The organism is Ferrovibrio sp., assembly GCF_046297595.1.
Taxonomy (GTDB): Bacteria; Pseudomonadota; Alphaproteobacteria; order Ferrovibrionales; family Ferrovibrionaceae; genus Ferrovibrio.
The window spans coordinates 289,896-304,391 of sequence record NZ_JBKBHT010000002.1 but is presented as its reverse complement, the minus strand read 5'-3'; the positions used below and the strand labels follow the sequence as shown (position 1 = coordinate 304,391).

Sequence of the window (14,496 nt, the reverse complement as noted above, 5' to 3'; positions counted from 1 at the left end):
CGGGAAATTGCACCCCGATTGTCTCCGTTCCATCCCCGCAAAAACCCGATTTCCGAAGTATTATCAAATCTATACCTTATTTTTCCGGCCTCTGTGCGGTAGCCCATGCGGCATGGTGCGACCAGATCCTTCCGGACAGCCGGCGCGACCGCTGAGGCATTATGTCCAGATCCTGCTTGCCAGCGTGGCGCTTTGCCTGCTGGCGGCGCTGGCCCTGCATATCGCCGGAGATTATCGCACCCGCATTGCCGCGGCCCGCGCCACCGCCGACATGACGGCCGCCGCCGCCGCGGCCCAGGCCGGCGCCACGCTCGACAATGCCGAGCGGATCCTGCGCAATCTGGCGAGGCACCCCGGCATCGCGGCGCTGGATCCGAAACGCTGCCACGAGGTGTTCAGCGATTCCGAACTGCTGCTGCCGCGCTACACCACGCTGGTGACGGTTGATCGCAATGGCGTGCCGATCTGTTCAGCCTCGCCGCTCTCGCGGCAGCAGCCGCAGACACGATCCTGGCCTTCGCTGGTGGAACGGTTCGGCCAGGGCAATGACCCGCAGAGTTTCGCCGTCAGCGAACCCGTGCGCGGGACCATCACCGACCGCATGCTTGTCTCTTTCGCCATGCCGCTGCGCGATGCCGCCGGCCAGTTGACCGGTGCCGTGTTGCTGCCGCTGGATCTGGAAACATTCCCGACCGTGTTTGAAGGCCGCGCCGCTGACAGCGATTTCTACATCATCAGCCCGCGCGGTAACGTGATCCTGAGCAGCAATCCCGTGGCGCGGCCAGGCCGACCGGCACCCGACTGGCTGCTCTTCCGCCAGGACAGCGAAAAACTGAATGCCAATCCCCTGATCCGCGACGAACGGATGCCGCAAACGGTGATCGCAGCCGCGCGCGATATTCCCCAGGTCGGCTGGCATGTGGTGGCCAGTCTGCCGGCCGAACCGCTGCTGGGCCAGGTCTGGCGCGCGGCGGGCCTGCAGGCGGCCCTTGGCCTGGCCGCCATCGTCGCCATGCTGACCCTGATGCGCCTGATCAGTCGCCGCGTCGCCGACCCAGTCTATGGATTGGCCGCCCTGCTGCACCGCGCAGCCCAGGGCGAACGGGTCGAGGCCCTGCCTCCGACCGGCGCGCTGGAGATCCAGACTATCACCCGCGGGGTCAACCGGCTGATCGAGGCCGTGAACACCCGCGAACAGGCGCTGCGCCAGAGCGAGGAACGCCTGAAACATGCGCTGGATGGCGCCGAAGAAGGTGTGTGGGAATACGACATCGCCCACGATCACATGGAATTCAGCCCGTTATTCCTGTCGCGCATGGGCTATCGCAGCAGCGAATTGCCGCCAATGCTGCAGACGGTGTTCAACCTGCTGCATCCGCTGGATTCGAAACAGGCGATCCAGCGCGTCAATGCGTTCCGCAATGGCGAGGTCGAGCGTCTGAATATCGAGATGCGGCTGCGCACCAAGGCAGGCACCTACATGTGGGCGCTGGTGCGCGGCAAGGTGGTCGAGCATGACGAGCATGGCCGCCCAACCCGGGCGATCGGCACGCATTCCGATATTACGCCGCGCAAGGCCATGGAACTGCAACTCCGCCAGGCGGCTGCCGTGTTCGACAATTCGCCGCAAGCCATCATCGTCTGCGACCGCGACAACCGGATCATAGCCATCAATCCAGCCTTCACCGCCATAACCGGTTACGATGCCGTCGATGTGATGGGCAAGAATCCGTCGCTGCTCTCGTCGGGCAGGCAGGATCGCGACTTTTATGCCGCCATGTGGCACACCCTGCGCACGACAGGCCTATGGCAGGGCGAGGTGTGGAACCGCCGCAAGGACGGCAATGTATACTGCGAGTGGCTGTCGGTGACGCGGATCAACGATGCCACCGGCAACCCGACCAGCTATATCGGCATGTTCGTCGACATCACCAGCCGCAAGGAAGCCGAGGCCCGCGTCACTTGGCAGGCGCATTACGACATGCTGACCGAGCTGCCCAACCGGCGGCTGCTGAACGACCGACTACAGCAGGCCATCATGCGGTCGATGCGCCACGGCCGGCCCGGCGCGGTGCTGATGATCGATCTGGATCATTTCAAGGAAATCAACGACTCGCTTGGCCATACCGCCGGCGACGCGCTGCTGACGGAGACCGCGCGGCGCCTGCAGGGTACGGTGCGCGAGAGCGACACGGTCGCCCGTCTCGGCGGCGACGAATTCGTGGTGCTGCTCGACGAGATCAATACGGCGGAAGATGCCAGGCTGGTGGCGGAAAAGATCAATGCGGTGCTGGCGCGCGCCTATCGCATCGAAGGGCATGATTATTTCATCTCCGGCAGCATCGGCATCAGCGTATTCCCCAACGATGGCCGTGCCGGCGATGATCTGATCAAGCATGCCGATGCCGCCATGTATGCGGCCAAGGGCGCCGGCCGCAACACCTGCCGCTTTTTCACGTCGGACATGCAGGAAACCGTCGACGAACGGCTGACAACAGTGGCCGAGCTGCGGGCCGCCCTGCAGGGCAAAGAGATCGTGCTGCACTATCAGCCGATCGTCGATCTGGGCAGCGGCCGGATTGTGAAGGCGGAAGGCCTGGCGCGCTGGCGGCACCCGCAGCGGGGTCTTTTGAGCCCGGTGCAGTTCGTTCCCTTCGCCGAAACCTACGGTCTGATCGGCCTGCTGGGCGACCGCGTGCTGGCCGAGGCAAGCCGGCAGCGCCGCGGCTGGCATGACGCAGGGCTGGATATCGGGATTGCCGTCAATGTCTCGCCCGAGCAGGTCAAGGCCGGCGACTTCCATACCCGTGTCGCTGCTGCCCTGGAGGGTGAGGCCGACATTCCGCAGCCGCTGATCATAGAGATCACCGAGACGCTGATGATGGCAGGCGACCGGGCCCATCTCGAAACGCTAGACCGGCTGGCGGAATCCGGTGTGAAGATCGCACTGGACGATTTCGGCACCGGTTATTCATCGCTGAGCTATCTGGCCCGCCTGCCGGCACATCTGGTCAAGATCGACCACGCCTTCGTTGCCGAGATCGGCACCAGTCGCGGCGAGCGGCTGGTGCGCGCCATCATCGACATCGCCCACGACCTTGGGCTGGAGGTGGTGGCGGAAGGGATAGAGACTGAGCCGCAGCTCGATTTCCTGCGCCGTGCCGGCTGCGACTATGGGCAGGGTTTCCTGATCGCCCGGCCGATGCCCGCCGACGAGATGCCGGCCTTCATCCGCGATTATCGCCTGGCGATGCCAGCCACGTCATGACCGGCCGACACATGTGGCGGCGCCGTGCGTTCAGAGCGAGCGGATGTAGCCGAGGAAATTGCGTACCTGCGTGCCAAGCTGGCTGGCCTGGCCGTTCAGGCTGTTCACCGCGCTGCTGACCTGATCGGCGGCTTCGCCGGCCGTGCCGGCAGCCGTGCTGATCTCGTGCACATTCGACGATACGCTTTCGATGCCGGCGGCGGCATCCTGGATGTTGTTGCTGATATTCGCCGTGGCGCTGGCCTGCTCCTGCACTGAATCCGACATCAGGCCGACCCGTTCGTTCAGCGTCTCGGACTGGCTCTTGATGATCTCGATGGCGGCGACCGTCTTGTCGGAGGCATGCTGGATCGCGGCGATCTGGTCGGCGATGCTTTTGGCCGCCTCGGCCGTCTTCTGCGCCAGATTGCGCACTTCCTGCGCCACCACGGCGAAACCCTTGCCGGCCTCGCCGGCGCGGGCGGCTTCGACGGAAGCATTCAGCGCGAGCAGGTTGGTCTGGAAGGCAACCGACTTGATGAACTCGACCACCTCGTCGATCTTGCGGTTGGCGGTGGCCAGTTCCTGCACGGCCAGGCTGGCACGTGAGACCTCTTCCTTCACCGCCTCGCTGGCGACCCGGGAATCGCGCACCTGGCGGTCGATTTCGGATACCGAGGCGCTGAGCTGTTCGGCAGCCGCCGCCACGGCCTGGGCGTTATGGGTGGCATTGCCGGCCGACTGCGACACGGAATCCGCCTTGGCATGCACATCCTGGATTTCGCCGGCCATGGTGGCCGCGTTGGTATGCAGGGTACCGGCCGAACCCTGAACGGCGCCCACGATCGACATCACGTCGCGCTCGAACTGGTCGGCCAGCTGCTGGCGTTCGCTGCGGGCCTGCGCCTCCATGGCGGCACGCTGCTCGGCCACCTGCTTTTCCAGGGCGGCGGCGGCCAGCGCCTTCTGATGCATGGCTTCGCGGGCATTGTTGATCACCTGCGCGCCGCGGCGGAAATCGCCGGGCATGCCGCGCAGCAGGAAGGGCCGGAAGAACTTGCCTTCGGCGGCATAGGTGAGCGAGGCACCGGATTCGCGGATGAAGGCATCGGTACGGTCGAGCAGGCGATTCAGGCTCTGCAGCACCGGCGCCAGATCGCCATGCGACTGGGTGTCGACGACGCGCACGGAAAGATCGCCGGCCGCCGCCTTGTCGCAGACGGTCGACAGTTCATCGAGCACCTTCTGTCGTCGATCCTTGCCGAACAAAGCCATCACTACCCTCCGATTGTTATTGTACCCGCGTCTCGGCTTTCCGGCGGTTCAGGCCGCCTGTTTCCCGGTACGCTCGGTTTCGTCGAGCGAAAACACGAATTCTTCGTAGCTCTGGCCGTGCTCGGCCAGGATATTTTCCAGCAGTTTCACGCTGGCAGCCATGCCTTGCTTGCGATCGGCATGGCGGTTCTCCTCTTCCAGCAGCCTGGCATACAGCTTTTCGATCCGCTGGATCGCCGAGGGGCGCGGCTTGCGGCGGTTGGAGTGATAGCCGTCGATCTGGCCATCCTTGCCGTAGCTTGGCGTGACATGGGCAAAGACCCAGTAATAGTCGCCGTTCTTGGCCATGTTCTTCACATAGGCGAAGATCTCGCGGCCGCCGGAGATCGTCTGCCACAGCAGATGAAATACCGCGCGCGGCATGTCGGGATGGCGCACGATGGAATGCGGTTCGCCGACCAACTCGTGTTCTCCATAGAGGCCGACGCGGCAGAACACCTCGTTGGCATAGAGGATGCGGCCCTTGGCGTCGGTCTTGCTGACGATGATCTCGTCTTCGCCGAAGTTGCGTTCGGTCTTGGTGGGCTGTGGTCGCTGCATCAAATCCTCGCAAACTTTTTACGGGTTGCGTGTGTAATCAGGCGGGGAAGAGAACAGAGAATCGTCATCAGGTCATCCGATTGCGGCGGAATTTTTTGATATTAGGCAAATCATGCGCAGCTTCAGATTGCGACTTGCTTTGTTTGGCATATGAAAGGTGATCCTGATGCCGGACATTTGCGAGTCGATACCGATGAGTCATAGATATTACATCACCGAAGAAGGTTCTTTTCATAGAGAAAAGTCTTGAAAGCCAGGTCGGCGCGGAGCACATCGTCGATCAGGCTCTCGAACATGGCAGCCAGGTCGACAAGTTCGATTCCACCCTTGTCGCCACACTGCGTAACCAGCGCCGCGAGGCGAACGAGAATCTTCTGGTGGTGGGCCTGATGCTCGGAAAGCCAGGGAAAGCCAGCCTGCTGCATGATGGTTTCTTCATGCAGGAAATGATCTGCCATCTTCTGTCGCAGGTCATGGAAGAGCATCAGGTCGAGCCTAGTTGTCACCTTGGCCGCCATTTCAACGCAGGCATTGATGCTATCCGCGATTTCGCGGTGTTCGGTATCGATTGCGTCGAGACCGAATTCGGCAGCAGCAGGCAATTTAAAAACGCTCATCGCTGTGAATTCCATTTTCTGCAACTGAAAATAGATTTTAAGCGTTCCTAAATCATCATATCTGAAAAACACGGGCTTTGAGCAGCAGAAAAACGGTGCTATTCAATCCGCATAAAATTGTATGCGCATCATGGAGCGCCCAGACCGCGACTATTTGGATGGCGGGTTTTGGGAATGGTGCCGGCGGAGGGACTCGAACCCCCGACCTCGACTTTACGAAAGTCTTGCTCTACCAACTGAGCTACGCCGGCGTGGCACGCGTCCCCGGTTGACCCGGGCGGGCCGCGCGCGGAAAATACGGGGCGCGGCACAGCTTGGCAAGTCGCAAAGCCGGCCAAAATAATACCGGCAATACAAATGCTTGCCCTGGGTCGTCGCGCGCATGACAGGCCCGGACCGATGGGCGACAGAGGGGGAGTGATCGATGGCCGCCGCCTATACGCTGTATGGCAGTTTCCTGTCCGGCCCGACCTATAAGGTTGGTCTGATGCTGGCGCTGTGCGGCCTGCCCTTCGATTACCGCCATGTCGACCTGGCCAAGGGCCAGCACAAGACGCCGGATTTCCTGGCGCTGAACCGCTTCGGCCAGGTGCCGGCCATGGTGCATGACGGCCAGACGATGTGCCAGTCCGCCGCCATCCTGCTGTATCTGGCCGAGCAGACCGGCAAGTTCGGCGGCGCCACGCCGCAGGAGCTTCAGCGCATCCGCGAATGGCTGATGTGGGAAACCGACCGGCTGGAATCCTCGCTCAGCCGCACGCGCTTCTTCGAGCGTTTCGCCAAGCCCGATCCCGCCGTGCTGGACTACATGCGCAAATACGCCGACATGGTGCTGGGCCAGTTCGACGCGCTGCTGGAAGGCAAACGCTTCCTGGTCGGCGAGCGGCCGACCATCGCCGATATCGCCGTCTTCGCCGCCGTGGTGCATATGGCCGAGGCGAAATTCGAACCCGGCGATTATCCCAACGTAAAATCCTGGTGGGACCGTATCGCCGCTCTGCCGGGCTTCAAGCTGCCCTACGACCTGCTGCCCAAGGGCGATCAGGACGCGGTGCGCTAGACCGCCTCAGCGTTTTTCCAGCATCAGCAGGGGCCGCGGCGCGGCGGCCAGCGGCATCGCCTCGCCCAGCCGCGTTGGATCCAGGCTGTCGAAACTGCCGCAATCGGGGCAGAGCAGATGCCAGTCGGCATGGCCGCTGCCGCAATGGCCACATTGCCACAACTCGCTGCGGATGCTCTCGCGCCAGCGATCGGCGGCGGCAATATCGCCATCGCCCTCTTCCGCCAGCTTCGCCTGCAGCCGCGCCGCCCAACTGCCACCCCGGCTGCCAAGCTGGTCCAGCGCAGCGCGCGCGGCGGAAAATTCATGGGCCTGCAATGCGGCGGCGGCCAGCAGCAGGCGGCTTTCGACTTCCGGCCGGCGTTCCGCCACGAAGGCCTCGGCGCGAGCGAGCAGGCCGGCGGGCGCAACATCCTGCTGCAGGCCGAGCCAGGCATTGGCAAGCGCCTCGGACGGCCGGCGGGCGAAGGCGGCACGCAGCTGCTTCGCCGCCGCTTCACGCGCCGCATGATGGCCAGATTCCTTTTCGGCGGCACGGGCCAGCAGCAGGGGCGGCACCGGATGTTCGGGCAACAGCTTGGCCGCCTGCTCGGCATGCTGGCGCGCCATGCGCGCATCGCCCGTCTGCAGGGCCGATGCCGCCTCGGCCAGATCGAGACGCGCTTCCAGTGCCGATGCCGCCTCGCGGCTGACGGCTTTTTTGCGCCGGGCCAGGTCCAGCCGCTTGCGCGCACCGGCCCAGTCGCCGGCCTCGACCAGCAATTGCAGTTCGGCTTCGGCGGCAAAGGGCGAGGCCGGTCGTAGCGCCGAGGCACGGGCGGCCAGCTGCAGGGCCGCCGCGCGGTCGCCGCGGCTGCGCGCATCGGCCAGCAGGCCGCGCGTGCCAAGGAAGGCCGTGCCGGGATCCTGGTTCAAGGCGGCGAAGGCGCGCTGCGCCTCCTCGTTCCTGCCACCCAGCTGTGCCGCATGGGCCGCCAGCAGGCGCGCCAGCGCCGGATCGTCGAGTTGCTTTTGCGCTTTCGCGGCCAGCTTGGCGGCGCGGTCCGCCTCGCCGGCCGCCACAGCGACCATGCCGGCAGCGAAATTCGCATAGCCTTTCGCCTGGCGTTTCAGCCGGCGGCGCTGCGGCAGGGCCACCGCCCAGGCGACGATCCATGTGAGGATGAAGGCCGCCACGACCAGCAGCACGACGCCCAGCGCCAGCAGCGGCGCCGGCGCCTCGACAATGTGATCGAACCAGGCAATGCGGATGCGGCCAGGCTGGTCGGCGATCCAGGCGGCCAGCGCCGCCAGCGCCATCAGCAAGGCGAGGGCAATCGCCGTCCTGACCAGACGCAGCATGGTCAGCGGATCGCCAGATGCGCGCGCAGGGCGGCGCCATGAGCATCGAGCGCGGCATCGAGATCGAGACGCGCCTGGGCCTGTTCGCGCCAGTCCTGCAGCGCCGGGATCAGCGTCACGCCATCCAGCGCCGTCACTGCGGCCGCCAGATCGCCATCGCGCAGGGCGGCCTCGGCCGTTTCCAGTTTGCCTTCGACCGAGGAGCTATCGACACTGCCGACGCGACGGATGCTGACCAAGCCGGTAACGCGATCGACGGCGCGCTGCCACCAGGGTTTCTCGGCCGCAGCGACGGCCTCACCGCCCGGTGTTGCGCGCTGCTGCTCGGCCAGGGTCGGAAACCGTGCGGCCAGCACGGCGGCCGGCGGAACGCCGCGCTCGGCAAAAGGCTGCAGGCCGGCAAAGGCGGATTTCAGCATGCCGCCCTGAGCCTCGGCATAGCTGCCCAGCAAGGTGGCTTCGCGCGCGAAGGCGCTGCCGCGCCGCGCCAGTTCGCGAGCTTCGGAAAACGCGATGAGTTGCAGCAAAGGTTCGCGCAGGGCGTTGAGCCGCGCCTCGCTGAGGGCGGTGAAGCGCGTCTGCAGATCGGCGATCTGGGTTTGCAGCGTGCTGCGCTGCGCTGCGCTGGCCTCCTGCGTCTGGCGCAGGGTGGCTACCTGCTGCTCCAGCTCGGCCAGCTTCTGCAGCAAGGCCGGATCGGTGCCGGCATTCGCGGCGGGAAGCTGCTGCAGCCGTTCCAGACTGGCCGTCAGCGCGGCAAGGCGTTTTTCCTGCTCCTCGAGACGCGCGAGCAGAGCGGGATCAGGCGCCGGCGCTGCAGTCGTACCGGCCGGGGCCGGCACGGGGATGCTGGCCGTTGTCGCCGGTGTAGATGCCGCCGGGGCGGAAGCTGTCGTGGAAGCCGGCGCCGCGCTCTGGCCGCCCAGCATCGCGTCAAGCTTGCCGCTGCTCCAGAAATGCCAGCCGACGGCAATCACGATGCTGACGACCACTGCGCCAACCAGCAGGATGACCATGCGGCTGCCGCTGCGTTTACCGCCGAGCGGCTCGACTTCAGCGTCGATGATCCTGTCCTGATTGTCCGGCTTGTCGCTCATGATCCATCCGACCGGTTCGTTGTCATTCCATCCAGCAGGGCGAGCATATCATCCTCGCGCGGCATGGCCGCGACGCGAATCTCGGCCCAGCCTAGCGGTGCCAGGGCAGCGGCCACATTGGCACTGAGGGCCAGCGCCGTGCAGGCTGCCGCCCCGTCGCCGATGCCGGCCTGCCGGACCAGCGTAACAAATACCGCCGCCGTGCGGGGAGAGAAAAACAGGGCCGCATCGTATTGACCCGCGGCAAAATCCGCCGCCACCGCCGCCGGCAGCGCCGAAGCCGCCTGCGCTTCATACAACGTGACGCGCCGCACATCGTATCCATTGGCCCGCAGCATGGCCTGCAGATCGCCCGCCAGCGTGGCGCCGGCAACATGCAACAAGGCGCCCTGGCCGACTGGATGCCGCTGGCGCACCAATGCCGCAAGTTTCTCCACGTCGCCGCCGGCGGCCTCGACCTGGGTGAAGCCGGCCTTACGCGCTGCCGCCGCCGTGGTTTCGCCCACGGCATAGACGGCGAGGTTACGGCGGTTGCAGTTGGCGACAAAAGCTCGCAAGCCGTTAACCGAGGTAAACAGCAGCGCGGTCACGCCATCCAGCGGCAGGACGGCATCGTTACGGATGCGGATGTCGAGCAGCGGCGCGCAGTCGGACTCGATGCCGCGTGCCTGCAATTTGCGGCGCAGATTTTGCGCTTCCTGTTCCGGTCGCGTGATCAGCGCGCGCATGTCAGGCTTTGAAGAAATCCGGGCCGATACGTCCTTTCAGCTCGTCGCCCGCATCGCGGCCCATGGCGACGCCGCTCTTTGCCGTGCCTTTGCGCTCGATCTCGATCAGCTCACTGCCATCGGGGCGCGCGATGGCGCCACGCAGGCGCATCTTATCCCCTTCGAGTTCAGCCAGGGCGGCAATCGGCGTGCGGCAGGAGCCATCCAGAACGGCGAGCAAGGCGCGCTCGGCCTCGACGCGGATACGCGTGGCGGCATCGTCGAGGGATTTCAGGAAATCCAGCACGCGGGAATCGCCATCGCGGCATTCGATGCCGATGGCGCCCTGCGCCACGGCGGGCAGCATTTCATCGGTGGACAGCACCTGCATGCCCGGCGGCGCGATCTTCAGGCGATGCAGGCCGGCCAGCGCCAGGAAGGTGGCCGAGACGATGCCATCCTCCAGCTTGCGCAGGCGGGTCTGCACGTTACCGCGGAAGGTGACGACCTGCAGGTCGGGCCGGCGCGCCAGCAGGAAGGATTTGCGCCGCAGCGAAGACGTGCCGACGATGGCGCCCTGCGGCAGCGCGGCCAGCGCGGTGGGTTTCAACGCCAGCAGCACGTCGCGCACATCCTCGCGCGGCAGATAGGCCGCCATCATCAGGCCGGGCGGCAGCTGGGTCGGCATGTCCTTCATGGAATGCACGGCCAGGTCGATGCCGCCATCCAGCAGGGCATCCTCGATCTCCTTGGTGAACAGGCCCTTGCCGCCGGCCTCGGCCAGCGCCCGGTCCTGGATCTGGTCGCCCGTGGTCTTGATGATGCGGATGGCGATGTCGGCCTCGCGCAGGCCGGAATGGGCAGCCAGCAGGCGGTCGCGGGTCTCGTGCGCCTGGGCCAGCGCCAGGGGCGAGCCGCGCGTGCCGATGGTGAGAACGGGTTTGGCCGGAGTCACATGCCTGCCCTGTGTTTGCCTGCCCAGTGTTTGCCGGGCCTGTGCTTGCTGCGGCGGTGTCATAATGCTAGGCCTACTCTATATTTCCTACTGACTGAAACCGACACGGACCCCCGGCGGATGCTTGTTCTGGGCATCGAAACCAGTTGCGACGAAACCGCCTGCGCCGTGGTGCAGGATACGGGCGATCCGGCGCGGCGCATCGTCAGTCATAGCCTGTTCTCGCAACTGAGGGAACACGCGCCCTATGGCGGCGTGGTGCCCGAAATCGCCTCGCGTGCCCATATCGAGCATCTGGATGGCCTGGTGGCCGAAAGCCTGAAAGCGGCTAGCCTGGACCTGGGCGACCTGGACGCCGTCGCGGCCACCGCCGGGCCGGGCCTGATCGGCGGCGTGATGGTCGGCCTGATGACGGCCAAGACCCTGGCCTGGGCGGCGAACAAGCCGCTAATCGCGGTGAACCACCTGGAGGGCCATGCCCTGTCGGTGCGGCTGAGCGATGACGTGCCGTTCCCCTATCTGCTGCTGCTGGTCTCGGGCGGGCATTGCCAGTTCCTCTCCGTCGAGGGCGTGGGGCAATATCGCCGGCTGGGCACCACCATCGATGACGCGGCCGGCGAAGCCTTCGACAAGACCGCCAAGCTGCTGGGCCTGGGTTACCCCGGCGGCCCGGCCATCGAACGGCTGGCGCGTCAGGGCGATGCGACGCGTTTCGAGCTGCCCCGGCCTTTGTGGCGCAAGCCCGGCTGCGATTTCAGTTTCTCCGGCCTGAAGACCGCCGTGCGGCTGGCGCTGGAGTCCTGCGGCCCCAATCCATCTGAGCAGGACAAGGCCGACCTCGCCGCCAGCTTCCAGGCCACGGTGATGGCCGTGATCCTCGACCGCGCCCGACATGCCATCGCCATGTTCGATGAGTCTCACTCTGCACGCGGGAAACATTTTGTTGTGGCCGGTGGCGTGGCGGCAAATGCGAAGCTGCGCGAGGGGCTGGTGGCGCTGGCCGAGGAATACGGCATGGCCTTCACCGCGCCGCCGCTGAGGCTCTGCACCGACAACGGCGCGATGATCGCCTGGGCCGGCCTGGAACGGTTTCGTCTGGGCATGACCGACACGCTGGAGGCGCCGGCGCGGGCGCGCTGGCCGCTGGATGCCACGGCGGCCGTGAAACCCTTCGCAGGGGCCAAGGTGTGAGGCAATGGCCATGAAGCGCATCGGCGTGATCGGTGGCGGCGCCTGGGGCACCGCACTCGCGGCACTCGCCGCTGAACAGGGCGACACCCTGCTATGGGCGCGCAATGCCGAGGTGGTGGACTCCGTCAACACGCGCAATGCCAACACGCTGTATCTGCCCGGCATCGATCTGCCCACGACCCTGAAGGCCACCGGCGAGCTGGCTGCCCTGAAGGATTGCGACGCGCTGGTGCTGGCCGTACCGGCGCAGACCTTGCAGCAGTTTGCACAGGAGATATGGAAAACCCTGCCCGGCCATGCGCCGCTGGTGATCGCCGCCAAGGGCGTGGAGATCGGCAGCGGCAAGCTGCCCAGCCAAGTGCTGCACGATGTGCTGCCGGCGCGGCCGGTGGCAATCCTGACCGGGCCGACCTTTGCCTCTGAAGTCGCACGTGGCCTGCCGGCGGCGGCCACTTTGGCCTGCGCTGATGCGGCTTTGGGCGCGGCGCTGGTGCAGCGCCTGGGCCGGCCGACTTTCCGGCCGTATCTCTCGGACGATGTGACCGGCGCGCAGATCGGCGGCGCGGTGAAGAACGTGCTGGCGATTGCCTGCGGCATCGTGATGGGGCGCAAGCTGGGCGACAATGCGCGCGCGGCGCTGATCACGCGTGGCCTGGCCGAGATGAGCCGGCTGGGCCTCAGCCTTGGCGCGAAGCGCGAAACGCTGATGGGCCTTTCCGGCCTTGGCGATCTGGTGCTGACCTGCACCGGACCGCAATCGCGCAATCTTTCGCTCGGCATGGCTTTGGGCGAGGGCAAAAGCCTGGCCGAGGTGATGGCCGGCCGCCGCACCGTGGCGGAAGGCGTGCATACCGCGCAGGCCATCGATACGCTGGCGCGTGCCCATCACATCGAAATGCCGATCTGCCAGGCAGTGGATGCCGTGCTGCATAAAAATGCTGGGATCGAAGCCATGCTGACCGCCCTGCTGGCGCGGCCATTTAAAATCGAGGACTGAGGATGAACTACTGGCTGATGAAATCCGAGCCGTCTGCTTGGTCGTGGGACCAGCAGGTGAAGAAGAAGGTTGAAAGCTGGAACGGCGTGCGCAATTACCAGGCCGCCAATAACATGAAGGCGATGAAGCTGGGCGACCGCGCCTTCTTCTATCACTCGGTGGACGAGAAGCAGATCGTCGGTATCGTCGAGGTATGCAAGCTGTATCACCCCGATCCCACCGACGAGACCGGCAAATTCGGCATGGTGAGCGTGAAGGCGCTCATGCCTTTGAAGACACCGGTCACACTGGCACAGATCAAGGCCGAGCCGAAGCTGAAGGACCTGGCTTTGCTGCGGCAGTCGCGGCTCTCGGTGTCGCCCGTCGATGCGGCAAGCTGGAAGCTGATCTGCAAGATGGGCGGCGTGAGTGCCTAGCTATTCAAGATACATCGTCATGCTCGGGCTTGGCCCGAGCATCCACGAGTTTCTTTTAAAAAAGACGTGGATGGCCGGGACAAGCCCGGCCATGACGATTCAGGGTTTGTCATGACGGCTACCCGCCCCAACCAGCCCGAGCCGGGCGCGCGGCTGGTCGCGCTGGCCGATATTCCCGAGCCAGGCGCGAAAGGCCTGACATTTGGCGCGGGCAAGGAGCGCTTCGAGTGTTTCGTGCTGCGCTGGCAGGGTGCCGTGCTGGGTTACGTGAATGAATGCCCGCATGCGCGCACGTCGCTGGACTGGCGGCCGGATGCCTTTTTCAACCGCGACATGTCGGCCCTGCAATGCGGCACCCATGGCGCGCTGTTCGCGCCTGAGAGCGGCCAGTGTTTCCTCGGCCCCTGCAAGGGCAAGAGCCTGATCCCCTTTGCCGTGCGCCTCGATGCCGATGGCTGGGTGATTGCCGCCTGAAACGAATGCGGCCGGGATGCTGAGGGAGCATCGCCGGCCGCACGGCAACCGCAGGCAGGGTGGGAGGGAGCTGCAGCAGCCGTTTTGTGGATCTCGTTGTCTGACCTCAGCCGGCGCGGCTGATCACCCGGATGTCGCGGCAGGCTTCGAGCACGCCGAGCAAAGCCTGGCCCAGCAGGTTGATCGGTGCAGTGCGCGTGGTGATGCCCTTGCCTCTGATCATTTGGCCTCCAGTCATTTGGTCAGGATCAGCTTGCCGTTGGTGGTGAGGCGCAGGCGGTAATCGGCGCCGTCATGCTCGATGATGATCTCGCGCGCAGTACGGAACAGCGTACGGCTCGACAGCCGGGGCAATTCGCCGCCCGGCGCCAGTGCCAACCCGTCCGCTTCATTCTCCCGTCCACGCCACCCGGCGGAATCCGCCCGATCCAGCTCTGTCATGACTATTCTCTGCCCCATGCCGCCGAAAGCGGGGCATAGCCCCGCGAACGGCGTGTGGTGTTCAGATTACGGAAGATC

The 14,496-nt window shown here is 65.3% G+C and carries 14 protein-coding genes and 1 tRNA gene; 6 read left to right on the top strand and 9 right to left on the bottom strand.

The features are described from left to right. The first annotated feature begins 112 nt into the window (after positions 1–112). A complete protein-coding gene (locus ACK4FJ_RS07195) occupies positions 113–3,268 on the top strand; it encodes an EAL domain-containing protein (RefSeq protein WP_409765169.1) in 3,156 nt (1,051 codons plus the stop codon). Between the two features lie 30 nt (positions 3,269–3,298). On the opposite strand, the gene ACK4FJ_RS07190 is transcribed toward ACK4FJ_RS07195, so the two are convergent. From ACK4FJ_RS07190 to ACK4FJ_RS07175, 4 genes are all read right to left on the bottom strand, one after another. Further along, on the bottom strand, positions 3,299–4,522 hold the full coding sequence (locus tag ACK4FJ_RS07190; RefSeq protein WP_409765168.1) for a methyl-accepting chemotaxis protein: 1,224 nt from the start codon (positions 4,520–4,522) through the stop codon (positions 3,299–3,301). A 48-nt stretch (positions 4,523–4,570) separates the two neighbouring features. Then, a complete protein-coding gene (locus ACK4FJ_RS07185) occupies positions 4,571–5,122 on the bottom strand; it encodes a PAS domain-containing protein (RefSeq protein ID WP_409765167.1) in 552 nt (183 codons plus the stop codon). Between the two features lie 212 nt (positions 5,123–5,334). Continuing rightward, the gene (locus ACK4FJ_RS07180) at positions 5,335–5,754 is read right to left on the bottom strand and encodes a hemerythrin domain-containing protein (RefSeq protein ID WP_409765166.1); all 420 of its coding nucleotides are present in this window, start codon (positions 5,752–5,754) and stop codon (positions 5,335–5,337) included. A gap of 160 nt (positions 5,755–5,914) precedes the next feature. Further along, positions 5,915–5,990 (bottom strand) — tRNA-Thr (locus ACK4FJ_RS07175). 173 nt (positions 5,991–6,163) lie between these two features. Here ACK4FJ_RS07175 and ACK4FJ_RS07170 point away from each other — a divergent pair. Next, positions 6,164–6,799: a glutathione S-transferase family protein gene (locus ACK4FJ_RS07170; protein ID WP_409765165.1), complete on the top strand. Its 636-nt coding sequence runs from the start codon at positions 6,164–6,166 to the stop codon at positions 6,797–6,799. Between the two features lie 6 nt (positions 6,800–6,805). Here ACK4FJ_RS07170 and ACK4FJ_RS07165 read toward each other — a convergent pair whose 3' ends face one another. Genes ACK4FJ_RS07165 through hemC form a run of 4 tightly spaced genes read right to left on the bottom strand, consistent with a single transcriptional unit; the run spans position 6,806 to position 10,899 of the window. Beyond that, a complete protein-coding gene (locus tag ACK4FJ_RS07165; RefSeq protein ID WP_409765164.1) occupies positions 6,806–8,140 on the bottom strand; it encodes a heme biosynthesis HemY N-terminal domain-containing protein in 1,335 nt (444 codons plus the stop codon). A gap of 2 nt (positions 8,141–8,142) precedes the next feature. Next, positions 8,143–9,237, bottom strand: a complete 1,095-nt coding sequence (locus ACK4FJ_RS07160; protein WP_409765163.1) for a COG4223 family protein — start codon at positions 9,235–9,237, stop codon at positions 8,143–8,145. Then, the gene (locus ACK4FJ_RS07155) at positions 9,234–9,965 is read right to left on the bottom strand and encodes a uroporphyrinogen-III synthase (protein WP_409765162.1); all 732 of its coding nucleotides are present in this window, start codon (positions 9,963–9,965) and stop codon (positions 9,234–9,236) included. Before ACK4FJ_RS07155 ends, ACK4FJ_RS07160 begins: the two co-directional genes overlap by 4 nt. Position 9,966: 1 nt before the next feature. After that, positions 9,967–10,899 carry a hydroxymethylbilane synthase gene (gene hemC, locus ACK4FJ_RS07150; protein WP_409765161.1) on the bottom strand — a complete coding sequence of 311 codons (933 nt, stop codon included), beginning with the start codon at positions 10,897–10,899 and terminating at the stop codon, positions 9,967–9,969. A gap of 120 nt (positions 10,900–11,019) precedes the next feature. On the opposite strand from hemC, the gene tsaD reads away from it, so the two are divergent. The 4 genes from tsaD to ACK4FJ_RS07130 all read left to right on the top strand — a co-directional run bounded on the left by tsaD (position 11,020) and on the right by ACK4FJ_RS07130 (position 13,977). Continuing rightward, positions 11,020–12,090, top strand: a complete 1,071-nt coding sequence (tsaD, locus tag ACK4FJ_RS07145) for a tRNA (adenosine(37)-N6)-threonylcarbamoyltransferase complex transferase subunit TsaD (RefSeq protein ID WP_409765160.1) — start codon at positions 11,020–11,022, stop codon at positions 12,088–12,090. A 4-nt stretch (positions 12,091–12,094) separates the two neighbouring features. Continuing rightward, the gene (locus tag ACK4FJ_RS07140; RefSeq protein ID WP_409765159.1) at positions 12,095–13,087 is read left to right on the top strand and encodes an NAD(P)H-dependent glycerol-3-phosphate dehydrogenase; all 993 of its coding nucleotides are present in this window, start codon (positions 12,095–12,097) and stop codon (positions 13,085–13,087) included. A gap of 2 nt (positions 13,088–13,089) precedes the next feature. Next, positions 13,090–13,503: an EVE domain-containing protein gene (locus ACK4FJ_RS07135; RefSeq protein ID WP_409765158.1), complete on the top strand. Its 414-nt coding sequence runs from the start codon at positions 13,090–13,092 to the stop codon at positions 13,501–13,503. A 111-nt stretch (positions 13,504–13,614) separates the two neighbouring features. Then, positions 13,615–13,977: a Rieske (2Fe-2S) protein gene (locus ACK4FJ_RS07130; RefSeq protein WP_409765157.1), complete on the top strand. Its 363-nt coding sequence runs from the start codon at positions 13,615–13,617 to the stop codon at positions 13,975–13,977. 234 nt (positions 13,978–14,211) lie between these two features. On the opposite strand, the gene hemP is transcribed toward ACK4FJ_RS07130, so the two are convergent. Beyond that, the gene (gene hemP / locus ACK4FJ_RS07125; RefSeq protein WP_409765156.1) at positions 14,212–14,418 is read right to left on the bottom strand and encodes a hemin uptake protein HemP; all 207 of its coding nucleotides are present in this window, start codon (positions 14,416–14,418) and stop codon (positions 14,212–14,214) included. Positions 14,419–14,496: the final 78 nt, after the last annotated feature.